Genomic DNA, 14,396 nt, shown 5'->3' with positions numbered 1-14,396 from the left:
GTCGCGGGGTGGATCGCGGAGATGCACCCCGCGAACGTCACACTCAGCGGGGTCGGGTGGGGTTGGGTCGGGTCGGGTGGGCGGCCGGGTCGCCGTCCGGACGGCTCGCGCTAGCGTGGGGGCATGAGCGAGAACGACACGACCTGGCGCATCGAGCACGACACCATGGGCGAGGTGAGGGTCCCTGCCGACGCACTCTGGCGGGCCCAGACGCAGCGCGCGGTCGAGAACTTCCCGATCTCCGGCACGCCGATCGAGCCCGCCCAGATCAGGGCGCTCGCGCAGATCAAGGCCGCCTGCGCCCGCGCGAACGCCGAGCTCGGCATCCTCGACTCCGACCTCGCCGACGCGATCGTCGCGGCCGCCCAGGAGGTGGCGAGCGGCGCCCACGACGCGCACTTCCCCATCGACGTGTTCCAGACCGGCTCCGGCACGTCGAGCAACATGAACACCAACGAGGTCATCGCCACCCTCGCGACCCGCTCGCTCGGTCGCGACGTGCACCCGAACGACCACGTGAACGCCTCGCAGTCCAGCAACGACGTGTTCCCGACGTCGATCCACGTGGCCGCGACCGCCTCGACCGTCAACCAGCTGCTGCCCGACCTCGACCACCTCGCGCAGTCGCTCGAGCGCAAGGCCGAGGAGTTCGCCGAGGTCGTCAAGTCGGGCCGGACGCACCTCATGGACGCCACGCCCGTCACGCTCGGCCAGGAGTTCGCGGGCTACGCGGCGCAGGTGCGCAAGGGCATCGCCCGCATCGAGCGCGCTCTGCCGTCGACCGCCGAGGTCCCCCTCGGCGGCACCGCCGTCGGCACCGGGATCAACACCCCCGCCGGGTTCCCGCAGCGGGTCATCGAGATCCTCGCCGCCGACACCGGCCTGCCGATCACCGAGGCCACGGACCACTTCGAGGCGCAGGGCGCACGCGACGGGATCGTCGAGCTGTCCGGCGCCCTGCGCACGGTCGCGGTCAGCCTGACGAAGATCTGCAACGACCTGCGCTGGATGGGCTCGGGCCCGCGCACCGGCCTGGGCGAGATCAACCTGCCCGACCTGCAGCCCGGATCGAGCATCATGCCCGGCAAGGTCAATCCCGTCCTGCCGGAGGCCACGCTCATGGTGTGCGCACAGGTCATCGGCAACGACGCCACCATCACCTACGCGGGCGCCTCGGGCGCGTTCGAGCTGAACGTGCAGCTGCCCGTCATCGGCCGCAACGTCCTGGAGTCGATCCGTCTGCTCGGCAACACGTCGCGCGTGCTCGCCGACCGGTGCGTCGACGGCATCACGGCCAACGTCGAGCGCTGCCTCGAGCTGGCCGAGTCGAGCCCGTCGGTCGTGACGCCCCTCAACCGCCACATCGGGTACGAGAACGCCGCGAAGGTCGCGAAGAAGGCCGTCAAGGAGCGCAAGACGATCCGCGAGGTCGTGGTCGAGGAGGGCTACGTCGAGCGCGGCGACCTCACCGAGGCCGAGCTCGACGCCGCCCTCGACGTCATGAGCATGACCCACCCCTGACCGAGTCCGGGTCGGCCCGCGGCCCCGCCGCGGAACACTTCGCTGGTCGAGTAGCAGGGACGAGCTTGCGAGGTCCCTGCGTATCGAGACCACCCGGCAACAGATCAGCGCAAACCGGCCCCCAGCGACAGCGTGGGATGGTCTCGATACGCCCGGAGCACGCTCGTCCCTCGCGGCTCCGCGCTACTCGACCAGCGGACGGTTCCGCTGGTCGAGTAGCGGCCACGCGCGACGAAGGAGCGCCGTGGCCGCGTATCGAGACCACCCGGCAACGGATCAGCGCAAACCGGCCCCAGCGAAACCTTGGAACGGTCTCGACCTCCGCCAGCTCCTTCGTCGCGGCGTCGTCTACTCGACCAGCGGTGGCGCGCTCAGGCGCGGCGGGCGAGCTGGTAGCCGTCGGCGTCCCAGACGGTGACCCAGGTGCCGCCGAACGTCTGCTCGGCCCAGGTGCGGGCGTCGGGGGGCGAGCCGACGCCGGCCCACTGGTCGAGCAGGACGTACTCCGGCTCGCCGTCGGGGAGCGGGGCGGAGCCCACGGTGCCGAGCCAGTAGACGTCGTGGTGGGTGGCGAGGTGCGTGATGACGCCGATGTCGGTCACGACCGACGCACCCTCGGGGACCATGTCGACCACACGCTGCGCGACCGCCGCGCGGTCGGGCACCTCGTACGTCTCCCCCTGCGTGAGCGCCCACAACGGCGTCGACGGCAGCAGCGCGAGCGACACGACGAGTGCCGGCACCGCCGTCCACCGGACGGGCGGGTAGCGCCGCATGGTGTCGACGGCGGCGACGAACACGATCGGCATGAGGAGCAGCGAGTAGTGCCAGTCGGTGCCCCAGTAGTACGGGTTGTCGCCGACGAAGCGCCACGCGAACGTCGGCAGCACGAGCAGCACCCAGGGCGACCCGAGCGCCGCGAGACCCGTGACCGCGAGCGTCACCAGCACGGTGAGGGCCTTGCGGCCCGGCTCGTCGAGCAGGGTCGCGACCACGCCGCGGTCTCCCCCGACGCTCGACGCGTAGTCGTAGACGCCACCGGGGTTCACCGACGGCAGCACGACGAGCACGACGAGCGCCGCACCGACGACGCCCGCCGCCGCGAGCAGCGTGCCGCGCCGACGCTCCCCGGCGAGCATCAGCACGAGCCCGATGACGAGCACCGTGGCGCCCATGTCCTCCTTGACGAGCAGGAGCGGCAGCGACCAGCCGACCACGGCGTCCCAGCGTCGGTCGAGGTAGGCCGAGCCCGCGAGCGCGAGCAGGGGGGCGCCGAACGCGACCTCGTGGAAGTCCGACTGCACCGCCGCGGAGATGCCGAAGGAGATGCCGTAGGCGACGGCGAGCATCGCTCCCGCCCACGGACCGGCGTGCCGCACCGCGAGCCGGGTGACGACCAGCACCGACAGCCCGATGAGCACCGCCTGGGCGATGAGCAGGGTCTGCGCCGATGGCCACACGCGGTAGAACGGCGCCACCAGCGCCGTGATCGGCGAGAAGTGGTCGCCGAGGATGTTGAACCCCGGACCCTTGATGTCGACGATCGGCAGGCCGAGGTGGGCGTAGCCCCGGATCGCCTGCTCGAAGATCGCGTTGTCCCAGGAGGTCGGGTCGAAGCGCCGGAACCGCATCAGCGACAGCGTCGAGTAGGCGGCCGTGCAGAGCAACGCCCACAGGAACGGCAGGGACCGTGCGACGGCCCCGAGACGCGCGCTCACGACTCGCGCAGGCGCGCGGCGGTCGCGAGGTCGAACACCAGCACCTGCGACCGCGGCACGGCCAGCCGCACCGTGTCCCCCGCCCGGCGCCGGTCGGCGGCCGGCAGCTCGGCGACGAAGAAGTTCTGGAAGAGGTCGAAGTCGAGCTCGTCCTCGACGTCCTCGAGCATCGCCTGCACGTCGTCGTCGAGGTCGTACCCGACGTAGACGAGCTGCGTGCCGCCGCGCCACTCCACGTCGTCGACCTCGCCCACGACTTCGACCTTGCTGTCGGCTTCGGCCTGGGCAGCGATCGCGCCCGCCGTCAGGGGCGCGTCGGACGGGACCGGGGCGGCTGCAGGAGCGGCCTCCTCGCAGTGCTCGGGCCGCACGCCGACGACGACGTGGCTGCGATCGCCGACCGCCGCCCGCGACGCCGCGTCGAGCGGGATGCTCAGGACGGGCGTCACGAGCTGGTCGCCCTCGACCGTGGCCGGCAGCAGGTTCATCGCCGGCTGGCCGAGGAACGCGGCGACGAAGAGGTCGGCCGGGTCGGCGTAGACCTCGTCGGGCGTTCCCGTCTGGTGCACGACCCCGCGGTGCATGACGGCGACCCGGTCGGCGAGGGTGAGCGCCTCGTCCGGACGCGACGTCGTGAACAGCGACGTCCGACCCTCGTCGCGCTGCCACTGCAGGGTGACGGAACGGACGTGCGTGCGGACGCGGTCGGCCTGCGCGCTGAAGGGGTCGTCGAAGAGGTAGCCCAACGCGTCACGCACCAGGGCCCGGCCGATCGCGACGCGCTGGCGCTGCGCCGGCTCGAGCTCGGCGGGCTTGGCGTCGAGCAGCGAGTCGAGGGCCAGGAAGGCGGCGACCTCGTCGATGCGTTCCGCGAGCGCCACCTTGTCGTGCCCACGGCGCAGCCGGGTGGCGAAGGCCAGGTTGTCGTGCACGTCGAGGTGCGGGTGGAGCACGTAGTCCTGGAGCACGAGCGCGAGGTCGCGGTCGCGCGGTCCGACCGCGTTCACGACGATGTCGTCGAGCAGCACGTCGCCCTCGGTCTGCTCCTCCAGGCCCACGAGCACCCGGAGCACGGCCGACTTGCCGGCCCCCGCCGGGCCGCACAGCGCCGTCGTGCTCCCGTCGGGCACCACGAGGTCGAGCCCGTCGAGCAGCGGCGTGCCGTCGAGGGCGTCCAGGCGCACGCCCCTCAGCTCCATCGAGGTCATGGGTGGTCCCTTCCGATCAGGCGGCGGACGCGGCGGGGCGCGACCGCGACGAGGACGATCACGGGCAGCAGCCACAGCAGCCCCACGGCAGCGGCCTGGGCCGGCGGCACCTGCCCGAGCAGGAGCGTGGCGGGCAGCGTGCGGGCGTCGGGCGTGGGTCCCAGGGCGGCACCGAGCACGACGTCCTGGGCCGCCAGCACCCACACGAGGGCGCCGACGACGAGCAGGTCCGGCAGCAGCACCGGCACGACGAACGCGCGCAGCTCCTGCCGCCGGTCGGCACCGTCGCTGCGGATCGAGTCGCGCAACGACCACGGGGCGTCGCGCAGGACCGGGATGCTGAGGAACACGGCCAGCGGCACGGCGACCAGCAGCAGGACGGGCGCGACGGTCCAGCGGGAGCCGAGCACGCCGAGCGCGTCGGCCGTGTCGGACCACGGTCCGGCGAGGGCGACGATGGGCAGCAGCAGGACGCCCACCACGACGACCGGGACGGCCCGACCGCCCCGCACCCGACGACACGCCAGCGCGTACGCCGCAGGGACGGCCAGCAACATGGCGACGACGGTGGCTGCGGTGGCGACGACGAGGCTGGTGAGCGCGGCGTCGCGCACGTCGTCGCGTCCCAGCGCGTCACCGAGGACGGACCAGCGCGGGTCCGACGGCAGCATCGACGTCGCCGACGTGCCCGGCGGGGTCAGGGCGACGGCCGCGGTCCACCACAGGGGTGCGACGGTGCCGACCACGGCCAGCTCGAGCCCGAGCACGGCCCAGAGCGAGAGCCGACGACGGGTGTCGGCGACGAGCACCCCGACGGCACCCGTCCCCATGAGCACGGCGGCGACGCCCACCCAGAGCCAGCGGTCGGCGCCCGTGACGACCAGGACGCCGACGTTCGCGAGCACGAAGCCGACGACGAACGCGGTGCCGGCGGCCCACAGCCGGGAGCGCACGGTGGGGTTCACGCGCGCCTCCCCTGTCGGAGGACGGCGACGAGGAGAGCCGCGAGCAGCCCGGCCAGCACGAGCAGGAGCACGCCGGACGCCGCTCCGAGGCCTCGTTCGAAGCTCTCGAACGTCGTCTCCCACGTCAGCACGGGTACGGTGCGCACCCCGCCCGAGGGCGCGGCGAGCAGCGGGCCCTCCAGGGCCCGGAGCGCGTCCGTCGCGCGGTACAGGACGGCGACCGCCACGGCCGGCGCGGCAGCGGGCCACGTGACGCGCAGCAGACGCTGCCAGGAGGTGGCGCCGTCGGCCACGGCCGAGTCGATGAGCCGACGGTCGACACGGGTCAGGCCGACCAGGAGGATCACCGCCGTCACGCCGGTGCCGCGCCACACCTCCGCCGACACCACCGCGAAGGCGGCCGCGGCGCTGGAGCCACCGTCGTAGCCGAACCACGCGGGCCCGACGCCCGAGGTGACGGCGTCGCGCCACACCGACGCCGTGACGACGGGCAGCAGCGCGAACGGTGCGAGCAGCAGCACCGACACCACGGCGAGCGGCAGGCGCAGCCGACGGATGCTCGCCGCCACGACGGAGGCGAGCACGAGCTGCAGCCCGACGGCCACGACCACGAGCAGCAGCGTCACCGAGACGGCCAGCCACCAGGCGCGGTCGCCGAGCAGACCGGTCAGGTTGTCCAGCCCGACGAAGGTGTCGTCGCCGACGGTGCTCGACGAGCGCCGCAGGGACGTCCACAGCAGGAGCCCGAACGGCCAGAGCGTCAGGGCGGCGAGCACCAGCACCGTCGGCGCGAGCAGCGGCCACCCGGAGCGTCGGCGTCCTGGTGACGCTGTCGCCCGACGACGTCGACGCCGGCGCGTGGGCGCCGGGCCGATCGGGGTGAGGTCGTGCTCGTCGTCCACGGTCGCGGCCGCGCTCCCGACGGTCTCGGGCTGCCCGGGCTGCCCGTTCTGCCCGTTCTGCCCGGACTGCCCAGACTGCTCGGTGCTCACGGCAGCCTCCCGGCGACGGCGTCGCGGACCGCGGCCCGGGAGCGGCGCGGCGTCGCCGACCCGACCGACGAGATCGGCGTCCACGTCTGCACCAGTGCGGCCCGTGCCTGCATCCAGTACGGCGTGGACGGCAGGGTGACCGCGGTGTCGACGGCCGGTCGGGTGACGTCGGCGAGCGGGTAGCCCGACTTCACCGCATCGAGGTCGTAGGTGCTCAGCCGCGCCGCGCTGTGCCCCGAGCCGGTCATGACGGAGGCGAGGAGGTCGTCGGACGTCAGGCACGAGATCGCCTCGTACGAGAGCGACGTGTCGGGCGCGAACAGCGGCACCGCGAGCGCGACACCCGTGCTCGGCGCCGCCGCCGTGCCGTCGACCTCGGGGAACGCCGCCCACTGCAGGTCGCTGGCCACGGGAGCGACGGCGGGGTCGGAGACGAACGAGCTGGGTGCGAGCACGAACCCGCCGCGGCGCGCGAGCCCCTCGGCCGCGTCGCTCGACGGGTCGGCGCCGAGACCAGAGCGACCCAGTCGGCTGACGATGCGCGCAGCCGTGCGCCCGGCCGAGGAGTCCAGGCCCACGTCGGGCCGGCGTCCGCCGCCCTTCAGCAGCGTGCCGCCGGCGCCGGCGACGAGTGCGTCCACCCACGCCGCGAGACCCTCGCCGTCGGGGTCGTCCACGAGCACCTGGCGGCCCGTACGCTCCGCGCCCGTGAGCAGGTCGTCCCAGGAGACCGGCTTCGTCGTGTCGAGCCCGGCCCGCTCGGCCGTGTTGCCGCGCCACCACAGCAGCCACGGGTCGAACGTCCAGGGCGCGGCGACGACCAGGCCGTCGACCGTGACCGAGCGCAGCGCGGCCGGCGCGACGTCCTGCGCGAACGGGGTCTTGAGGTCCTCCGGAACGGGTGCGAGCACCTGCGCGGCCGCCATCTCCGCGCTCCACCCGGTGTCCATGCTGAACAGGTCGATCGAGTCGTCCTTCGCGAGCAGCCGCCGCATGAGCGTCGCGTGCCGCTGCTCGACGTCGTCGGGCAGTCGCTCCACCTCGATGCGGTAGCCGCCCTCGGACTCCTCGCTGCAGGTCTGCGCGAGCGCCTCGACGTCGGCGCGCTCCGGGCCGACGTACCAGTGCAGGACGGGGACGCCGTCGACGACGTCGTCCTCGGCGGGCCCTCCGCAGGCAGCCACGAGCAGCATGATGGCAGCGACGAACGCCGCGGACACGCCCCTCCTGGTCACGGGGTCACTCTGCCACAGCAGACCGCGTGCCGGACGTCGTTGCGACGTCCGGCACGCGGTGTCCGCGTCCTGCTCCAGGCGGGTGTCAGATGCCGATGTCTTCCAGCATCTCGGTGACCAGCGCGGCGACCGGCGAGCGCTCGGAACGGGTGAGGGTGATGTGCGCGAAGAGCGGGTGCCCCTTGAGCTTCTCGACCACCGCGACCACGCCGTCGTGCCGTCCGACACGCAGGTTGTCGCGCTGCGCGACGTCGTGGGTCAGCACCACCTTGGAGTTCGCGCCGATGCGCGACAGCACCGTCAGGAGCACGTTGCGCTCCAGCGACTGCGCCTCGTCGACGATGACGTACGCGTCGTGCAGCGACCGACCGCGGATGTGCGTCAGCGGCAGCACCTCGAGCATCCCGCGGTCGAGGATCTCGTCGACCACGTGCGGCGACGCGACGGCGCCAAGGGTGTCGAACACGGCCTGCGCCCAGGGCCCCATCTTCTCGTCGGAGCTGCCCGGCAGGTAGCCGAGCTCCTGCCCGCCGACCGCGTACAGCGGACGGAAGACGACGACCTTCTTGTGCTGGCGCCGCTCCATGACGGCCTCGAGACCGGCGCAGATCGCGAGGGCCGACTTGCCGGTGCCGGCGCGACCGCCGAGCGACACGATGCCGACCTCCGGGTCGAGGAGCAGGTCGAGCGCCACCCGCTGCTCCGCCGACCGCCCGTGCAGGCCGAACGCGTCGCGGTCGCCGCGGACGAGCTGCACCCGCTTGTCGGGCGTGATCCGGCCGAGTCCGCTGCCCTTGTCCGACAGCAGCACGAGGCCCGTGTGGCACGGCAGGTCGCGCACCGTCTCGTCCTCCAGGAGGGCGACGTCGAGGCTGCCCTCCTCGTACAGCGCGTCCAGGTCGGCGGAGTCGACCTCGAGCTCGCGCATGCCGGTCCAGCCGGACTCGAGGGCCAGCTCGGCGCGGTACTCCTCCGCCGAGAGGCCGACCGCCGACGCCTTGACCCGCATCGGCAGGTCCTTGGAGACGAGCGTGACGTGGCGCCCCTCGTCGGCGAGGTTCTTCGCGACGGCGAGGATGCGGGTGTCGTTGTCGCCGAGCCGGAAGCCTGCAGGCAGGGCCTCGGGGTTGGTGTGGTTCAACTCGACACGGATCGAGCCGCCCTCCGTGCCGATGGGCAGGGGGACGTCGAGCATGCCGTGCTGGACGCGCAGGTCGTCGAGGAAGCGCAGTGCCGTGCGGGCGAAGTAGCCCAGCTCGGGGTGGTGCCGCTTGCCCTCGAGCTCGGTGATGACGACGACCGGGATGACGACCTCGTGCTCGTGGAAACGATGCACCGCACCTGGGTCGGCCAGCAGGACGCTCGTGTCGAGGACGTAGGTGCGGACTGCCTCGGTGGAGGTGACGGCGGCGCTGACGGGCTGCTTGACAGTCATGTCTGACTCCCTGCGAAGAACCCGCGCGCCCCTGCGCCGGCCCTTCCCTACTCGGTGGGTGTGGGGCGGCTGGGCTCCGGGGCGAGCATCAACACCCTCGCAACGTACGTCCGCCCCCGTGCCCGGGCGCGGCGACACGCTGCGCGGCATGTAACGCGGAGATGAACTCTGCGCAGCGGCGCGTCCCTCCCGCCGACGCCCGACGAACGAGGGCTTCTGCTGGTCGAGTAGCAGCGACGGCGAGCGCCAGCGAGCTCGTCGCCGCGTATCGAGACCACCCCGCAACGGACCAGCGCGAGCCGGCTCCCAGCGTCTCCTCGGAGTGGTCTCGATACGGCGACGTCTGCTCGTTCCTCGCGACGTCACCTACTCGACCAGCGAAACCCTCCGCTGGTCGAGTAGCGGCGACGGCGAGCGCCAGCGAGCTCGTCGCTGCGTATCGAGACCACCCCGCAACGGACCAGCGCGGGCCGGCTCCCAGCGTCTCCTTGGAGTGGTCTCGATACGTCACCTCGCACCTCGTCCCTCGGCGGAGGCGACTACTCGACCAGCGAAACCTTCCGCTGGTCGAGTAGCAGCCACGCGCGACGAAGGAGCGCCGTGGCTGCGTATCGAGACCACCCGGCAACGGCTCAGCGCGAACCAACCCCCAGCGACCGCTTGGAATGGTCTCGATACGGCGACGTCTGCTCGTTCCTCGCGACGTCACCTACTCGACCAGCGAGACGTTCCGATGGTCGAGTAGCCAGCACGGCGAGCGCCAGCGAGCTCGTGACGGCGTATCGAGACCACCCGCAACCGCCCAGCGCGGGCCGGCTCCGAGCGTCTCCTCGGAGTGGTCTCGATACGCCGCCGCCAGCTCCTTCGCCGCGGCGTCGACTACTCGACCAGCGTTATCGCTCGGTCGGGTTCAGGCGCCGAAGCGACGCTCGCGGGCGGCGTAGGAGCGCATCGCGCGCAGGAGGTCGACGCGGCGGAACGCGGGCCACAGGACGTCGGAGAAGTAGAACTCGCTGTGCACGCTCTGCCACAGCAGGAACCCCGACAGCCGCTGCTCCCCCGACGTGCGGATCACGAGGTCGGGATCGGGCTGGCCCTTCGTGTACAGGTGGTCGGCGATGTGGTCGACCTCGAGCGTCGCCGCCACCTCCTCCAACGTGCGACCCTTGGCCGCCTCCGCCAGCAGCAGCGCCCGCATCGCGTCGGTCAACTCCTGCCGACCGCCGTAGCCGACGCACACGTTGACGTGCAGCAGGCCCTCCCCCGACGGCGACGCCGCGGCGGCGCGTTGGAGGCGTGCCGACGAATCCTCGGGCAGCAGCTGCAGGTTGCCGATGAGGCGCACGTGCCAGCGCCCGTCCTCGGCGAGCCGTCCGACGAGGTCCTCGACCGCGTCGAGGATGCTCGCCAGCTCCGCTTCCGGACGCTGCAGGTTGTCGGTCGAGAGCACCCAGAAGGTGACCGTTCCGACGCCCAGCTCGTGGCACCAGTCGAGGAACTCGTCGACCTTCGCCGCACCCGCCCGGTACCCCTGGTCGAGGCCCATGCGGGCGTCCTTCGCCCAGCGCCGGTTCCCGTCGACGATCGCCCCGACGTGCCGGGGCAGGCGGGAGGGGTCGAGCCGTCTGAGCAGCCGCCGCTCGTACGCGCCGTAGGCGACCTGGCTCAGACCCATGGGCCTCATCTCATCACATCGGATGCTCAGGCCGAGGGGCTAGTCTTCCCCCTATGCCACGGACTGATCTCGAAGCCACGACCGACGAGGTGTCCGACCGTATCCGGGACAACCTGGAGGAGATCAAGCCGAAGCTGCGCGGCTGGCTCCACGCGGGGACCGCACCCCTCGCCTTCATCTCCTTCCTCGTGATGATGGTGATCGCCGACGACACGCTCGTGCGTGCCGGTGTCGCGATCTTCATGGTGAGCGCGCTGCTGCTGTTCGGCTGCTCGGCGCTGTACCACACGCGCACCTGGTCCGACGAGGCTCGCATCGTGTGGAAGCGCATCGACCACGCGAACATCTTCCTGCTCATCGCCGGCTCGTACACGCCCTTCAGCCTGCTGCTGCTCAACACGGAGCAGGCCGTGATCATGCTGTCGCTGGTGTGGGGCGGAGCGCTGCTCGGCGTCGCGTTCCGCGTGTTCTGGGTGGGTGCGCCGCGCTGGATCTACGTCCCGCTGTACGTGCTGCTCGGCTGGGCCGCGGTGCTGTACTGGGGCGAGTTCGCCGACCAGGCCTCGACCGCGGTCCTGGTCCTCATGGTCGTCGGCGGCGGCCTGTACACGCTCGGCGCACTGGTCTACGGCTTCAAGTGGCCCGACCCGTTCCCGCGCTGGTACGGCTTCCACGAGGTGTTCCACACGCTCACGATCGCCGCGTTCGTCGTGCACTACATCGGCGTGAGCCTGCTCGCCTACCAGCAGCGGTGAGCCCCGCGCTGCACGTCCCGGAGGGAGCCAGCCCCGACGACGTGTTCGACGCGGTCGAGGCATGGGTCGACTCGCGCGGGATGAGCATGTACCCGGCGCAGGAGGAGGCGGTCCTCGAGCTGCTGTCGGGCTCGAACGTCGTGCTCGCCACGCCCACCGGCTCCGGCAAGAGCCTCGTGGCCACGGCGGCCATCGCCGGCGCCCTGGCCCGCGGCGAGTGCGCCGTCTACACGGCGCCGATCAAGGCCCTGGTGAGCGAGAAGTTCTTCGACCTGTGCGACGTGTTCGGCGCCGACGACGTCGGCATGCTCACGGGCGACGCCTCCGTCAACGCGGACGCACCCGTGGTGGTGGCGACGGCCGAGGTGCTGGCGAACCTGGCGCTGCGCGAGGGGGCAGCGGCCGACATCGGCCTCGTCGTCATGGACGAGTTCCACTTCTACGCCGACCCCGACCGCGGCTGGGCGTGGCAGGTGCCGCTCGTCGAGCTGCCGCGCGCCCAGGCACTGCTCATGTCGGCCACGCTCGGCGACACGACCACGTTGCGCGACGACCTCACCCGCCGGACGGGGCGCGACACCGCCCTCGTGGCGTCGTCGGAACGTCCCGTCCCCCTGGTGAACGAGTACGTGGTGTCGCCGGTCCAGGACGTGGTGACCGAGCTCGTGCAGACCGGCCAGGCGCCGGTGTACATCGTGCACTTCACCCAGGCGTCGGCGCTGGAGCGCGCCCAGGCGCTCAGCAGCGTCGCGCTGGCCACGCGGGCGGAGCGCGACGAGATCGCCGAGGCGATCGGCAGCTTCCGATTCACGTCGGCGTTCGGGAAGACCCTGTCGCGTCTGGTGCGCATGGGCATCGGGGTGCACCACGCGGGCATGCTGCCGCGCTACCGACGACTCGTGGAGCGCCTGGCGCAGCAGGGTCTGCTCAAGGTGGTGTGCGGCACTGACACACTCGGCGTCGGCATCAACGTGCCGATCCGCACCGTGCTGTTCAGCGGGCTGACGAAGTACGACGGCCGCCGCCAGCGCCAGCTGCAGGTGCGGGAGTTCGCGCAGATCGCCGGTCGGGCCGGGCGCGCCGGCTACGACACCGTCGGCCACGTGGTGGTGCTCGCGCCCGAGCACGACATCGAGAACGCGAAGGCGATCGCGAAGGCCGGCGACGACCCGAAGAAGCTGCGCAAGGTGCAGCGCAAGAAGGCCCCCGAGGGTCACGTGTCGTGGAACGAGGCCACGTTCAACAAGCTGGTGAACGGCACCCCGGAGCCTCTCGTGCCCCGCATGCAGGTCACCCACGCGATGGTGCTCGACGTCCTCCAGCGTCCGGGTGACGCGGTCGCCGCCCTCGACCACCTCGTCGAGGAGAGCGTCGTCCGGCCCGAGGAGGTCGAGCGGCTGCAGGGTCGGGTGCGCGAGATCGTCGACGCGCTGGTGGCCGGCGGGGTCGTCGAGCGGATCGACGCGACGTCGCCCGACCCGGACGGGCGGACGCTGCGGCTGACCGTCGACCTGCAGCGCGACTTCGCGCTCAACCAGCCGCTGTCGCCGTTCGCGGTGGCCACGCTCGAGCTGCTCGACGTGGAGTCGCCGGAGTACGCGCTCGACGTCGTGTCGGTCATCGAGGCGACGCTGGAGGACCCGCGCCCGATCATCGCCGCCCAGGTGCACCGGGCACGTGGTGAGGCGATCGCACAGATGAAGGCCGACGGGCTGGAGTACGACGACCGGATGGAGCTGCTCGAGGAGGTCGAGCACCCGAAGCCGCTGCGGGACCTGCTGGAGGCCGCGTACGAGACGTACCGCCAGGGTCACCCGTGGGTGGCGGACCACCCGCTGCGACCGAAGTCGGTCGTGCGCGAGATGGCAGAGCGCGCCATGACGTTCTCCGAGCTGGTGTCCGACTACGGGCTCGCGCGGTCCGAGGGCATGGTGCTGCGCTACCTGTCGGACGCGTACAAGGCGCTCGACCGGACGGTGCCGGCCTCCGCGCGCACCGAGGAGCTGACCGACCTGACGGCGTGGCTGGGCGAGCTGGTGCGCCAGACCGACTCGAGCCTCCTCGATGAATGGGAGGCGCTGGTCAATCCTGCCGACCCCGACAGCCTCGACCGTGCGCACGCCGTAGCCGACGGCGAGCAGACGATCCGCCCGGTCACGGCGAACGAGCGCGCGTTCCGCGTGCTGGTCCGCAACGCGCTGTTCCGACGCGTGGAGCTCGCGGCGCTCGGCCGCTGGGACGCCCTGGGCGACCTCGACGGCGAGTCGGGGTGGGACGCCGACGCGTGGCGCGAGGCGCTCACCGCCTACCGGACCGAGTACGACCACCTCGGCACCGGACCCGAGGCACGGGGCCCGGCGTTCCTCGACATCGCCGCCGAGTCCGGGCCTGACGGACGGCGCTGGCGGGTGCGGCAGACGTTCGACGACCCGGAGGGGCATCGCGACTGGGGCATCTCCGCCGAGGTCGACCTGGACGCGAGCGACGCCGCCGGCGAGGCGGCCGTGACCGTCACCGACGTGGGTCCCGCCTGAGCGTCGTCAGCGGGCGCCGCCGGCGACGCTCGGAAGGACGTCGCCGACGGCCCCGTGCCCGTGCCGCTCCCCTGGAGCACCTCAACACCGAGGATCGCGGCACAGGTCCGACGCCGGCCCCCTCGGGGGCGGGGCAGGCCGACGTCGGAGCCCAGGACGTGGCGAGGCCGTGCGGCCCCGCTACGTATCCGTCTCGTACGACGACGGTACGGGGTGCTCGGCGGCCACCGGTAGCGTCGTTCACGGAACCCGAAGAAGGGTTGACGCCGACCGCCGCAGCGACTAGGTGTACTTGGCGGGGACGTTCATGACACTCGGCTGATCGGGGGCAGTCCTGCGAGGGCTGAGTGGCGTCGTT

General features: G+C 72.3%; 10 protein-coding genes. 3 read left to right on the top strand and 7 right to left on the bottom strand.

What is annotated here, in order from left to right; translation table 11 throughout:
* The first annotated feature begins 123 nt into the window (after nucleotides 1–123).
* On the top strand, nucleotides 124–1,521 hold the full coding sequence (locus tag AC3WRM_RS16345; RefSeq protein WP_492249649.1) for a class II fumarate hydratase: 1,398 nt from the start codon (nucleotides 124–126) through the stop codon (nucleotides 1,519–1,521).
* Between the two features lie 371 nt (nucleotides 1,522–1,892).
* Here the strand turns inward: AC3WRM_RS16345 and AC3WRM_RS16340 are convergent, their stop codons facing one another.
* The 7 genes from AC3WRM_RS16340 to uppS all read right to left on the bottom strand — a co-directional run bounded on the left by AC3WRM_RS16340 (nucleotide 1,893) and on the right by uppS (nucleotide 10,749).
* Nucleotides 1,893–3,239, bottom strand: a complete 1,347-nt coding sequence (locus tag AC3WRM_RS16340) for a DUF2079 domain-containing protein (protein WP_492249650.1) — start codon at nucleotides 3,237–3,239, stop codon at nucleotides 1,893–1,895.
* Nucleotides 3,236–4,447 (bottom strand): ABC transporter ATP-binding protein, encoded by a 1,212-nt coding sequence (locus AC3WRM_RS16335; RefSeq protein WP_492249651.1) that lies wholly within the window; start codon nucleotides 4,445–4,447, stop codon nucleotides 3,236–3,238. Before AC3WRM_RS16335 ends, AC3WRM_RS16340 begins: the two co-directional genes overlap by 4 nt.
* Nucleotides 4,444–5,412, bottom strand: coding sequence for an ABC transporter permease family protein (locus AC3WRM_RS16330; RefSeq protein WP_492249652.1), 969 nt, complete (start codon nucleotides 5,410–5,412; stop codon nucleotides 4,444–4,446). The genes AC3WRM_RS16335 and AC3WRM_RS16330 overlap by 4 nt, the downstream gene beginning before the upstream one ends.
* Nucleotides 5,409–6,404 (bottom strand): carbohydrate ABC transporter permease, encoded by a 996-nt coding sequence (locus tag AC3WRM_RS16325; RefSeq protein WP_492249653.1) that lies wholly within the window; start codon nucleotides 6,402–6,404, stop codon nucleotides 5,409–5,411. Before AC3WRM_RS16325 ends, AC3WRM_RS16330 begins: the two co-directional genes overlap by 4 nt.
* Entirely contained in the window at nucleotides 6,401–7,639 is a 1,239-nt protein-coding gene (locus AC3WRM_RS16320) for a sugar ABC transporter substrate-binding protein (protein ID WP_492249654.1), read from the bottom strand. The genes AC3WRM_RS16325 and AC3WRM_RS16320 overlap by 4 nt, the downstream gene beginning before the upstream one ends.
* Before the next feature lie 85 nt (nucleotides 7,640–7,724).
* Complete coding sequence (gene phoH2 / locus AC3WRM_RS16315) at nucleotides 7,725–9,074, bottom strand: RNA 5'-3' helicase PhoH2 (RefSeq protein WP_492249655.1); 1,350 nt, start codon at nucleotides 9,072–9,074, stop codon at nucleotides 7,725–7,727.
* A 910-nt stretch (nucleotides 9,075–9,984) separates the two neighbouring features.
* Nucleotides 9,985–10,749: a polyprenyl diphosphate synthase gene (uppS, locus tag AC3WRM_RS16310; protein ID WP_492249656.1), complete on the bottom strand. Its 765-nt coding sequence runs from the start codon at nucleotides 10,747–10,749 to the stop codon at nucleotides 9,985–9,987.
* A gap of 53 nt (nucleotides 10,750–10,802) precedes the next feature.
* Between uppS and trhA the strand changes: the two genes are divergently transcribed.
* A complete protein-coding gene (gene trhA / locus AC3WRM_RS16305) occupies nucleotides 10,803–11,504 on the top strand; it encodes a PAQR family membrane homeostasis protein TrhA (protein WP_492249657.1) in 702 nt (233 codons plus the stop codon).
* Nucleotides 11,501–14,038 (top strand): DEAD/DEAH box helicase, encoded by a 2,538-nt coding sequence (locus AC3WRM_RS16300; protein ID WP_492249658.1) that lies wholly within the window; start codon nucleotides 11,501–11,503, stop codon nucleotides 14,036–14,038. Before trhA ends, AC3WRM_RS16300 begins: the two co-directional genes overlap by 4 nt.
* The last annotated feature ends 358 nt before the right edge of the window (nucleotides 14,039–14,396 follow it).

The organism is Aeromicrobium sp. EU05-FHT14F07, assembly GCF_058790455.1.
The sequence above is the reverse complement of the archived record's forward strand: the minus strand, read 5'-3'. Positions and strand labels throughout refer to the sequence as shown.